Origin of the sequence: Planomicrobium stackebrandtii (genome assembly GCF_030814955.1) — a bacterium.
Taxonomy (GTDB): Bacteria; Bacillota; Bacilli; order Bacillales_A; family Planococcaceae; genus Planococcus; species Planococcus stackebrandtii.
The window spans coordinates 70948-82459 of sequence record NZ_JAUSWB010000011.1 but is presented as its reverse complement, the minus strand read 5'-3'; the positions used below and the strand labels follow the sequence as shown (position 1 = coordinate 82459).

General features: G+C 44.5%; 12 protein-coding genes. 2 read left to right on the top strand and 10 right to left on the bottom strand.

All coding sequences use genetic code 11. The features are described from left to right. Positions 1 to 155: 155 nt before the first annotated feature. The 7 genes from QOZ98_RS17810 to QOZ98_RS17780 form a co-directional block, all read right to left on the bottom strand. The gene (locus QOZ98_RS17810) at positions 156 to 995 is read right to left on the bottom strand and encodes an endonuclease/exonuclease/phosphatase family protein (protein WP_308788622.1); all 840 of its coding nucleotides are present in this window, start codon (positions 993 to 995) and stop codon (positions 156 to 158) included. Positions 996 to 1413: 418 nt separating this feature from the next. Further along, positions 1414 to 2175, bottom strand: a complete 762-nt coding sequence (locus QOZ98_RS17805) for a MerR family transcriptional regulator (RefSeq protein ID WP_308788621.1) — start codon at positions 2173 to 2175, stop codon at positions 1414 to 1416. A 62-nt stretch (positions 2176 to 2237) separates the two neighbouring features. Continuing rightward, positions 2238 to 3977: an ABC transporter ATP-binding protein gene (locus QOZ98_RS17800; RefSeq protein WP_308788620.1), complete on the bottom strand. Its 1740-nt coding sequence runs from the start codon at positions 3975 to 3977 to the stop codon at positions 2238 to 2240. A 28-nt stretch (positions 3978 to 4005) separates the two neighbouring features. Beyond that, positions 4006 to 4566 (bottom strand): GNAT family N-acetyltransferase, encoded by a 561-nt coding sequence (locus QOZ98_RS17795; RefSeq protein WP_308788619.1) that lies wholly within the window; start codon positions 4564 to 4566, stop codon positions 4006 to 4008. Between the two features lie 60 nt (positions 4567 to 4626). Beyond that, positions 4627 to 5844, bottom strand: coding sequence for an MFS transporter (locus QOZ98_RS17790; RefSeq protein ID WP_308788618.1), 1218 nt, complete (start codon positions 5842 to 5844; stop codon positions 4627 to 4629). 133 nt (positions 5845 to 5977) lie between these two features. Beyond that, a complete protein-coding gene (locus QOZ98_RS17785; protein ID WP_142827543.1) occupies positions 5978 to 6289 on the bottom strand; it encodes a DUF3817 domain-containing protein in 312 nt (103 codons plus the stop codon). Positions 6290 to 6418: 129 nt separating this feature from the next. Then, the gene (locus tag QOZ98_RS17780; RefSeq protein WP_308788617.1) at positions 6419 to 7612 is read right to left on the bottom strand and encodes a class I SAM-dependent rRNA methyltransferase; all 1194 of its coding nucleotides are present in this window, start codon (positions 7610 to 7612) and stop codon (positions 6419 to 6421) included. Positions 7613 to 7730: 118 nt separating this feature from the next. Here QOZ98_RS17780 and QOZ98_RS17775 point away from each other — a divergent pair, with 118 nt between their 5' ends. Continuing rightward, positions 7731 to 7931 carry a hypothetical protein gene (locus QOZ98_RS17775; RefSeq protein ID WP_142827545.1) on the top strand — a complete coding sequence of 67 codons (201 nt, stop codon included), beginning with the start codon at positions 7731 to 7733 and terminating at the stop codon, positions 7929 to 7931. Positions 7932 to 8011: 80 nt separating this feature from the next. Here the strand turns inward: QOZ98_RS17775 and QOZ98_RS17770 are convergent, their stop codons facing one another. Both QOZ98_RS17770 and QOZ98_RS17765 read right to left on the bottom strand, forming a co-directional pair. Then, positions 8012 to 8368, bottom strand: a complete 357-nt coding sequence (locus tag QOZ98_RS17770; protein WP_308788616.1) for a SpoIIAA family protein — start codon at positions 8366 to 8368, stop codon at positions 8012 to 8014. A gap of 34 nt (positions 8369 to 8402) precedes the next feature. Next, positions 8403 to 8759, bottom strand: coding sequence for a SpoIIAA family protein (locus QOZ98_RS17765; protein ID WP_308788615.1), 357 nt, complete (start codon positions 8757 to 8759; stop codon positions 8403 to 8405). Between the two features lie 178 nt (positions 8760 to 8937). On the opposite strand from QOZ98_RS17765, the gene QOZ98_RS17760 reads away from it, so the two are divergent. Then, positions 8938 to 9600 carry a GntR family transcriptional regulator gene (locus QOZ98_RS17760; protein ID WP_142827548.1) on the top strand — a complete coding sequence of 221 codons (663 nt, stop codon included), beginning with the start codon at positions 8938 to 8940 and terminating at the stop codon, positions 9598 to 9600. Positions 9601 to 9703: 103 nt separating this feature from the next. On the opposite strand, the gene brnQ is transcribed toward QOZ98_RS17760, so the two are convergent. Further along, positions 9704 to 11074 carry a branched-chain amino acid transport system II carrier protein gene (gene brnQ, locus QOZ98_RS17755; RefSeq protein WP_308788614.1) on the bottom strand — a complete coding sequence of 457 codons (1371 nt, stop codon included), beginning with the start codon at positions 11072 to 11074 and terminating at the stop codon, positions 9704 to 9706. Positions 11075 to 11512 lie beyond the last annotated feature (438 nt).

The window sequence follows — 11512 nt, the reverse complement described above, 5'->3', positions numbered from 1 at the left end:
GGCGGGAGCCATCCCCAAAGCGACCGGAGCGATTATTTTCCAACACAAAAAAGACCGCAGACACCTCGAATGAATCGAGTTTGTCTACAGTCTGACCGGAAGCTCTCTAATAGAGCTTCCGGTTTTTTCATTATTTGAATGATGAGGGCAATTGCTTAAACCTTTGCGCTCGCTTTTTGTACGCGGTCTTTCACGCCTACCTTCGCATCAGCCAAGACCATATCTGCGACAATCGGCAAATGATCGGAAACTGCTGTTTCAATAACCGCTACTTGAACGACATCCACTTCGCTATCAGCCAAAATGTAGTCAATTCGCGTCGCCGGCCAGAAAACTTCAGTCGTATCTTTGTTCACATAAGGAGATGGGTATGTGTATGCATCTCCTCTTTTCATTTTCAGGAATGCATCCTGGAAATGCTTGCTCAGCTTTTGCATGTGCACATTTGACGCGGTGGCGTTGAAATCACCTGCGATGATCCGAGGAAAATGGCTTTTCCCTGTAATCGCCAGGATTTCATCAACACTGACAACCAATTCTTCATCTTTTAATGCCAAATGGGTATTGAAGACACTTAAGTAAATCCCATCCACTTCGATAACAGTTTCTAAAATTCCGCGCTGTTCATTGTTGCCAAAAGGGCAATGCACTTGCGTCAACAAATGGTTTTCTACATACTTGATCGGATACTTGCTTAAAATCATATTGCCGTATTGTCGATTCGGCCGTTCCGAATCTTCAGGCGCAAAATTCATATTGGCGCCATAGGCAGCGTACATGCCAAGTCTTTCACTTAGCCACTCCACTTGGTCAACAAACGAACTACGGTCAGAAAAATAGCGGTCAACCTCCTGCAGGGCAACGATGGTAGCACAGGAATCCTCAATGACTTCAGCGGTCTTTTCCAAATCAACTATTCCATCCATCCCTAAACCATGAGCAATGTTAAACGACATGACTTTTACAATCGGTGCCTTCTTGTTCTTCCCGTGCATGCAAACCTCTCCTTTTCGATTAAAACGAATCGTTGGCAGCTGCTTTAATTGGTTTCAGTATACCAAGCTGACAGGAATATGCCATAACAGAGGTGTAAACAATTGTTAATGATTTGTAAACAAGAAAAGCGGAAGCAGCCGTGTAGATTCGACGGGCATAAGACACTCCGGCGAAGCGGCGTTTTTCAGCCGCACAGCCAGACTGGCTTATGTCCCGAGGAGTTGGCCGGTGAAGCTGGACATTAAGAAAAGCGGAAGCAAATCAAGTTAAAAATGAAGACAAACGTCTTTCTCGATTCATATAACTGGGGATAATATAGCTTTTTGCACGTTTGGCCACCTTGCCCACCTTCTTCCAGATTCGATCATAAAAAAATGCAGACCTCCCATTTTGGGCATGTCTGCAGTTTCCTTCTCTCTATTCCTGCTGTGTATAAATGACAATCGCATCGCGCAGGAATTGTGCAGCTCCGGGGTGTGCTTTGTCGTAATACGCAGCAAACCGCTCATCAGCCACATACATTTCGGCAAGTCCCTTGTGCGCTTCTTTGCTGTAGGATGGCCATGTAAAGCCCAGCCATTGGCGATGCAAATCAGCAGTTTGCTGGGCTGCATCGCTTGATGGATCTCCTGTTTTCACAGCATCTGCCAAACTGGCCAATACCCGCTGTTCCAGGCGTGTGAATTCCTGGTATTGCTCTTCACTCATATTCAACATCTTGGCATTGGACTGGTCAACCAATTCGTCGCCATATTCGCTTCGTATTTCACTGCCATACTGCTGTTCGTTGTCATCCACCAGCTTTTGTTTAAAGCCCTCGAATTTTTCTTTATCAGCCATCGTACTCTCTCCTTTTTTTGCAGAAATGGTTTTTTCCACATTGGTAATCAGGAGGTCTAGTTGCATGCGTTTGGCGATTAATTTTTTTCGATGTTCTTCTAAAGCTTCGGCATAGTCGAAATCGGAATCATTGACGATGGTTTTTATTTGTTCGAGCTCCAGTCCAAGTTCGCGGTAAAACAGAATGTGCTGCAGCTTGTCCACTTCCTGCTGACTATAGATCCGGTAACCCGCTGAACTTTTTCTTGCTGGCTTTAACAAATCGATTTCATCGTAGTAGCGCAGGGTCCGCGTGCTGATCCCGGTCAAGTTCCCCAGTTTTTGAATCGTATATTCCATATCTCCACCTCCTGATAAACCCACTATATACCTTGACGTAGCGTCAAGGTCAAGCGGTATCATCAAGTTAATTGCTGTTCGGCAAACTCACGGTAAAGGGAGTGGGAGACAGTCAACTCCCGGTGCGTTCCAATTCCAGTCACATGCCCTTTTTCAATAAAAACAATTTTGTCTGCATCAACGATCGTTGACAGCCGATGGGCAATCACTAAGGTTGTGCGCCCTTCCATCAACCGGCTTAGCGCCTGCTGAACAATGCCCTCTGACTGGCTGTCCAAGCTTGCGGTCGCTTCATCCATCATCAAAATTTTGGGATCGCGCAAAAAGGCTCGTGCAATAGCGATGCGCTGACGCTGGCCGCCTGATAATTTGACGCCGCGCTCTCCAACTTCCGTATCCAGCCCGTCGGCAAAGCTACGGATGAAATCTTCCGCATAAGCCATACGCGCCACCCGCCAAAGCTCTTCAGCTGAAATCGTTTCCGAATCCGGCAAACCATAAGTCAGGTTTTCACGGATGGTGCCCCCCATCATGGCACTTTCCTGTGAAACATAACCAATTTGATCGCGCCATGAAGCGATTGAGATCTCATTGATCGGGATGTTTCCAATTGTAATGTTCCCGGACAGGGGCTCGTAAAATCGCTCGATCAAGCCAAAAACGGTCGTTTTCCCACCGCCGCTCGGTCCTGCAAACGCAATCATTTCTCCCGGCTGAGCTTCGAATGATACATCTGCTAGGACCGGTTCCCCTTTGTCATAAGCAAAGCTCAACCCGTCCAACCGCAACGCTTTACCTGCAATATCCATATCAGGCTTTTGCTGCTGTTCTTCCAGCGGCAGATCGAGTATGCCAATAATGCGTTCTGTTGCGCCTTTGGCTTTTTGAAGCTCTGTAAAAAATCGGGCGAACGTTGCCATTGGGACAATAATTTGGAATAAATACAGGAGAAATGCGACGAGTGAACCTGTTGACATTTCGCCATTTGCTACACGGATTCCGCCATAGCCGATAATCGACACAATAACCACCATGACCACTAAGTACATCAATGGAGCAATCAACGCATAAATTTTCGCTTCTTTCATGCCCAGCGTAAATAATTTGTGAATCCCTTGTACACCTCGGGCTTCTTCTGTAGCTTCTGCTGTCGATGATTTCATTAAACGGATCTCTCCCAGCGTCTGCTGGACATGGCCCGTAAAATGGGCGGTCTCATCCTGCAGGTTCCGAGAAATTTTGGCCATTTGGCGTCCCAGAGGAATCATCACCGCAATTGTCAGCGGCACTGCCAGCATCATAACCAAAGTCATCTTCCAATCCAGAATGACTAAAATAATCACTGCACCAACTATAGAAATAATGCCTGTGACGAATGACGGAAAATGATCCGTGATTAAATTGCGGACGATCCCTGTATCATTGACAACCCGGCTTACCGTTTCTCCGCTCGAATGCTGATCGAAATAACTGACGCGCAAGCGGATCAACTGCGCCCACATCCGTTCTCTCAATCCTGCGACTACCCGCTGACCAACCATGCTCAACAAGTAAATCGAAACGCCATTGATGACTGCTTGGACAATAAAAGCAGCACCTATTCCAGCAATCAATGGTGCACTTAACGAGTCAAAGGAAAAGCCATCCACCAGATTTTTTGTCAATAGCGGAACTACGAGGCCGACAAGCGTAGTGACCAAACTGGCAAGCAGGCCAATAGCCAGCGCCAGCTTCGGAATCTTCAACGATAACAACAGCGAAACAAATGGCTTCAGACCCGTTTCTTTATTCTTCTTTTTCATCGTAAAAGCTCCTGTTCTGTAAGTCGCATTAAGCGAATTTGGCGTAAATGCATGTATCCGTCAAACGCTTGCCGTCTACTGATCGTTCATCATTCCTCAAGATCCCTTCTAATGCAAATCCTAGTTTTTCCGGAATTGCCCGGCTTTTGAGGTTTTCTGCATCGCATTGGATTTCCAGGCGATTGCATTTGAACGTTGTAAAAGCCAGATCGGTCAATGCCGATACAGCCTCCATCATATAACCTTTTCCGGTTGCTCTGGAATCCAGCCAGTAGCCGATCTCCATCTTCGGCACATCCCATTCAATGCTGTGAAAGCCGGTGCTGCCGATAAAACCACCTGTCTCTTTATCAAAAACCAAGTAGCGCAAAACTTCCTTTTTCATAAAACTTAAATGCGATTCCAACTGATTGATTTCCGTATCTTGCGGAGACGGCTCTTCCTGCACAAATCCGAGCCACGGCTTTAAGTCATCAAGGGAAGCGTGAATGGCCTCATTAACAATTTTTCCATCCCCAGGCATAGGCATCCGCAGCAGCAAACGCTTTGTTTTTAGTTCGGTCGGTACTTCCGGCAATTCAATCGTCATATGGCATTCCCCTTTACTCCTATATATTGGACTTTTTTCAGTTTCTAATTTTGCTAGAGATTACGAAGCAGCTACTATTTTCCGGTCACGCGGCAGCCACAGGCCGACTAAGGCAATAATTGGCAGGAATGACACGACCACCATGGTCTCGTAGACACCGATGGAATCCATCAAAATCCCAATGACAACAGCTCCGATTGCGCCCATGCCAAAAGCTAGGCCGACCGTCAAACCGGCCATCGTGCCGATTTTGCTAGGCACGAGTTCCTGCGCATAAACGACCGTAACAGAAAAACTCAGCATGATGAAAAAACCGATCAATGCCAGGAAAATCAAAACGGCGTGCAGTGGCAGGTACGGCAATAAAGCGGCAAGCGGAATCGGAACAACGATCGACAGCAGAATGACATTCTTGCGGCCGATCTTATCTGCCATCGGCCCTCCAAAAAACGTTCCTGCTGCACCGACACCGAGAAACAAGAAAACATACAGCTGCCCTAGCTGAATTGTCAGGCCATAGGACTCAATCAAATGAAAAATATAAAAGCTTGTCATATTGGTCACATAAAAAGAACGAGCAAAAATAATGATCATCAAGAGCGCCAAAGCGATTCCCACCTGTTTTTTCGTCATCTCAGGCAAAGAAGACAACAGCACTTTCTTTACTTTTTGAAGCTTTTCCTGCTCCAGCTGCTGTTTATACCAAATGGAAATTCTCGACAGAATAAAAATACCAAGAGCGGCGACAAACAGGAACAACGCTGCCCCTATTTGCCCAAGCGGCACTAAAATGAAGGCACTGATCAACGGCGCAAGCGCCTGTCCGGAGTTTCCGCCGACCTGGTAAATCGACTGGGACAAACCGCGTTTGGACCCAGCTGCCATATAGGAAACACGCGAGCCTTCGGGATGGAAAACTGCGGAGCCAAGGCCAAGGAAAATGACCGACACCAGAATCATCCAATATTCCGGAGCAAACGCCAGCCCCGCAATTCCGATAAATGAACTGGTCATGCCAAGCGGAAGCGCAAAAGGCATTGGCTTTTTATCGCTGATAAATCCCACAACCGGCTGCAGCACGGACGCTACAATATTCAGCACAAAAGCGATCAAGCCCAATTGCGTAAACGTTAAGCCGAGATCCGCTTCGAGAATTGGAAACATTGCCGGAATTACGGACTGCAAAGAATCGTTCAGCAAATGGCAGCCGCCAATCGCGAACATTACCGGGTATACTGGATTTCCGGCCAGTGAAGAAGAACTTATCGCTTTCGCCATGGTGTAACCTCCGATACGGGTCTATAACTTACAATAATTTCATTATAGAGGAGTTGGCTATCTTTCGTTAACAAAAATAAAAACACCTGCGGGAATTCCCACAGGTGACTGACTAACAGTTTTTATTCGGCTATTACGCAGCTGAAGGTTTCAGCTGCTGCCAGTTTTCCAGGCGTCTGTCTAAAATAAAGTTGCCGAACGGCACGAATGCCGAGATAACGGCACCAACCGAGAAGCGGAACGGCCATTTGTAGATAAATGTCATATAGATGGTTATTAAAATATAGATACTGAACAAGGCTCCGTGAATAGGCCCAACAACGCTGACCGCTTCCGGAAATCCAAAGAAATATTTCAACGGCATCGCAATAAAGAGCAAAATCAATAATGAGCCGCCTTCAAGCAGGCCCATAAAACGAAATGTTCCTAACGCATTCTTAAACATCGACTATCCCTCACAATCTGCTTCCATTATAAAAGCAGGGCCGAACACTGTACAGAGATTACCCGAAAAATCGACGTCCGTTTCATGGCAGCGCACAAATTTTCGACACAAACTTGCCGTTATGTTTTCTTAGCCCAATTTCACGAAAAGAACTTTGAGGTAATCGCCTTCTTTAAATTCCTTCTGCACCCGGAAGTCACTCGGCAATGTAAATTCTTCCACAATGCTGTATTTTCCGCCAAGCTCTTTAAAGGCCTTGTCGATAAACCCTTTGAATTTCTTCATTCCAAAAGAGGCGCTGTTTGTCGAAGCAACAATGACGCCATTTTTTTCCGTGATGGCAATCGCTTCCTTCATCAAGTTCGTGTAATCCTTTGATGTGCTGAACGTGTACTTTTTTGAACGCGCAAAGCTTGGCGGATCCAATATGACTACGTCGAATTTCAATTCTTTCCGCTTGGCGTATTTGAAATAGTTGAACACATCCATGACCAGGATGTCCTGAGTTTCGAAATCGATGCCATTGACGCTGAATTGCTCGATCGTCTTGCTGGAGCTTCTTTTTGCCAAATCGACACTCGTTGTTTTAACCGCCCCACCGAGTGCTGCCGCTACCGAAAAAGCGCCTGTATAGGAAAAGGTGTTGAGCACGGTTTTGCCTTTGGCATATTTCTGCTTGATGGCATTTCGGACATCCCGCTGGTCCAGGAAGATTCCCGTCATTGCCCCGTCGTTCAAGTAAACAGCAAAGTTCACGCCATTTTCTTTGACGATCATTGGAAATTCCCCGCGCTCACCCGTGACGAAGTCATCTTCTTCGATATACTGGCCTTTTGTGTCAAAGCGTTTTTTCTGGTAAATGCCTTTGCAATCGGCCACATTCTGCAACGCCGCAATTACTTGGTCTTTAAAAGTATAGACTCCTTCGCTATACCAGCTGATTAAATAGAATCCATCGTAATAATCGATGATCAAGCCGCCGAAGCCATCGCCTTCGCCATTAAAGACTCGGAAAGCAGTCGTTTCCGAATCGCTGAAAAAAGGCTTCCTGCGGCCAATGGCTGTTGCCAGTTTGCGCTCAATAAAGCCCTGGTCGACAATATCGTTTTCCTCGCGCGTCAATACCCAGCCGTACCCCTTGTTTTGCAGTCCGTAATAGCCTTTTGCCAAAAAGCGGCCCTGCTTATCGACCAGTTTCAAAATGCTTCCTTCGCTTTTCAAAACTTCCGGATTTTCCAAAGCTTCTTTAACAACCAATGGATAGCCCTTGGCGTATTCCGCTTTAAATTTATCGTTTATTTTAATTGAAATTTCCGATTTCATCAGTTCTCATCCTATCTGTAAAACACCATTTTGCTTTATAATTAGTGTATACGATAGCTGATCCGATTCCCAGCCTTGCCATATGAATTTTTCCAAGACTACTTTAGGAGGCTTTGCCATGAGACAGAAATTTCATGTCTACAATATCCTTCTGACCACGGGGGAATACCTGGAGAATATACGCATCGAAGGACCTTTAGAAGACCATTTCTCAGGAGTTGCCGTCAGCCTATTTCCCGTAAAGGACGTTGACGGGAAAACCATGGTCTTGAGTATTTTTCATATCGTCAAAGCGGATTTGATTTCAGTAGAAGAATAAAATGGTTGCCAGCAAGGCAAGAAAAAGACATATTGCTGCAAAAAAAGCGCTTTGCATCTATCATGCAAAGCGCTTTCTCTTTATTCCAGAATCCATTCCCAAGCTTCGTTCATTTCTTCCATTTGGAAATGCTTGACCTTGAGTTTTGGCAGCAATTTTTCCATTTCTGCTAATTGCTCTGTCAAATGAGTAGAGCTGATCACTGCGAATTTATGAAACTGGTTCCAGGCTTCCATATTCACTTGCATGCTTTCTCCAAGACCAGTAAAAGCAGAACCTTCCACTTCGTTTATCACGGCATAAATATTGAACTTGCCTTTGTCCGCAAATTTATCTTGGATGATTTTGTTGATTTTTACTGCATCTTCTTTTGTCGCGGTTCCTTCAAATTCTATTGCAATCGTTTCCGTATCCTTACTTGGCACAAATGATAGCATAATTCTCCTCCTCTGATTTAGTTACTCCAACGGTTCATTCTTTTACCCAGCTCCATGCAAGCTCTATTTCATCCATAAAAAAATGCCGAGCTTGGATGCCGGGAAGAAAGTTAGCCAGGTCCGTCATCGTTTCGAGAAAGCTCTTTTCACTGATGACGGCCAACTTATTGTATTGGCTCCAGTGCTTTATATCGATTTTGGCCTCTTCCAGCAGTGCTCCGGCCGTTGGCATCTTTGCCTGCTCCACTATGGCTAAAGCATTGAATTGCTGATCTTTGGGGAATTGTTCCTCAACTGCCTCTTTCAGCTGAAGCAAGTCTTCTTTTGTCACTGTTTCAGTGATTTTAAAAGCGATTGTTTGCGAATCCTGACTTCGAATAAATGACAGCATGAGGCTATTCCCCCTCCAAATATAGTATTATACTTCTTATTCCCTATTTGGCTTTCAACAAACAGCCACATAGCAAGCTTTTTAAGTTGTTTACTGATATATTGCATGAAATATTTTATTAGCTGTCTGAATTGATGTATAATGGCATTAAACTTGCAGTAAAAAAGGAGCGCTTGCAATGCCAATTCCCATCAATCATTCAAAGCCTGTCCGTGTCTCAGCTAAAGAAAGTGCTTATCTTCAATTGCAGCAGTGGATTATTGACGGCACATTACAGCCTGAAGAAAAATTAGTCGATACGGAACTGGCACAAGCCTTGAGCTTGAGCAGAACCCCGATTCGTGAAGCACTTCAATTATTGGAAGTCCAAGGATTTGTTGAAATGTTTCCGGGCAAAGCAACACGTGTGACGACCATAAAACCAGATGATCTCAAACATCTGCTGCCGCCGCTTGCTGTTTTGCAGGCTCTTTCAGCAGAACTCGCCATCCCCAACCTCGATGAACATATTTTTGGGTTGTTGGAAGAAACCAACCAACGATTTATCGAAGCTATCGATAGACGCGACGGTTTTTCCGCCCTTAAAATCGATCAGGAATTCCATCAAATTATTGTCGATGCCGCACATAACCCATATATCCATTCAATCCTCAGCAGCCTTCAATCTCACGTGAGAAGACAATTTTTCCATCATTCACTCATGTTGACGAAAAGTTCTTACGATGAACATGTACAGATTATCCAAACTTTAAAAGAAAAAGATCCAGAGAAAGTTACAGGACTTATGAAATCCAATTGGGTCCGCACGATAGAAGAGCTGTCAGCCGAAAAGAGTCTGTAAGCTAACAAAAAAAGCTGCATCAAAAGCGAGGGGGCTTTTGATGCAGCTTTTTTATTTGGGAGGCTGGCCCAGTTTTCAAGAAACCAGCCCAAAGTCATTGCGTTTATACGTTGTGCTGTGCAGTCTGAACCTTTACGTTCTTTTTGCTGCGGGCAATGACTGTTGTAATGGCAATGACGATCAACGCTGGCAAGAGCCATCCCAGTCCGTTGCTATAAAGCGGCAGTATAGCTGAATAAAAATCGATAATCGATTGCAGCCATGCCGGATTGGCAATGCCCAATGAAGAAGTGAGGGTTTTCAATCCATCAATGATGCTGATAAAGAAAGTTACGATTATCGTAGACACATAAACCAGCTGTGCATGTCTAAATAACGGAGACAAAAATGCCAGCATGATCAATACGATAGCCAATGGATACAGGAACATCAAAACAGGAATTGAATAAGTAATAATATTCGCAAGCCCTGCATTGGTTACGACCAACGAAAAGACAGAGAAAATAACTACATATGTTTTATAGCTGATTTTCGGTGTCAGTTTATGGAAAAACTCAGCGTTGGCAACCGTTAAACCGATGGCCGTTGTCAAACACGCAAGAATGATGATAACTGCAAGCAAGGTTGCACCAAACGTTCCAAAATAATACTCGGAAGCTCCACTCAAGACAGGACCGCCTGTTTCCATAAGACCCAGTGCGCCCGTACTGGTTGAACCAAGATAGGCAATTCCTGTATAAACAATAGCCAGCAAAGCTGCAGCTACCACACCACTTTTCAAGGTAGCCATCAAGACGCCTTTAGGTGAATTCACACCCAGTTTGCGGACAGCGGAAATTACGATAATACCAAATACTAGAGATGCGAGCGCATCCATGGTGTTATAGCCTTCCGTAAATCCTGTAAAGAATGCACCGCTTGTGTAAGCCGGCTGCGGCGCCTCCTGGCCGCCCATTGGATTCACAAAAGCCGCGACCAATAATACGCCCAAAGTTACCAGAATAGCTGGTGACAGGATCTTTCCGATACTGTCGACCAATTTTGTCGGATTCAATGATACTAACAAAGAAATCCCGAAAAACAAGAGTGAAAATACCATTAAACCAATCGTTGCATTCGCGGTTCCAATAAACGGAGCCACGCCTACTTCATACGAAACCGCACCAGTTCTTGGTAATGCGAAAAAGGGCCCAATTGTTAAGTACAGCAGCGCCGTAAAGACTAAACCGTAAACCGGATGCACACGGCTTGATAAATCCTGCAGATCGTTGCTTTTCGAATAACCGATTGCCAGGATTCCAAGCAAAGGCAAGCCGACACCTGTAATCAAAAATCCGAATATCGCTATCCATACATTCGTTCCTGCATATTGTCCCAGTTGAGCCGGAAAGATTAAGTTTCCTGCTCCAAAAAACAGCGCAAACAACATCATCCCTACTACCGCGTATGACTTAAATGACAACTTACTATCCATTTCTGTTTCCTCCTATAAAATAAAACCAGTGATTTTTTCTTTCTGATGTACAATTTTAATATAATACATTTTCTTTCGAAAAATGTATGCGATATATTGCATAAAGTAATAATACAACATTTACTCTAAAATGCAAGCTTTCTAAAACAAGAATTTTTTAAATTCTGGCTATTTCATGAACTTCTATTTCCATGTTGTTTTCTCAATATAGTATCTATGCTTTCAGATGCATAAATAATCACATCACTACAATTACACATTGCTCTATACCAACGTTATTCAGCCAATAGTATGTCCCCCACAATTAATGCTCTATCCACTGAAAATACATTCCAAATCTTTTCGTCAATATTTCTTTTTTCTTTGGAGGAGTGAAGAATCTGCTCTCGCTTTTCAAATAGAATGCTGTAAAATAGCTTATTATGGAAAGAACAGGGT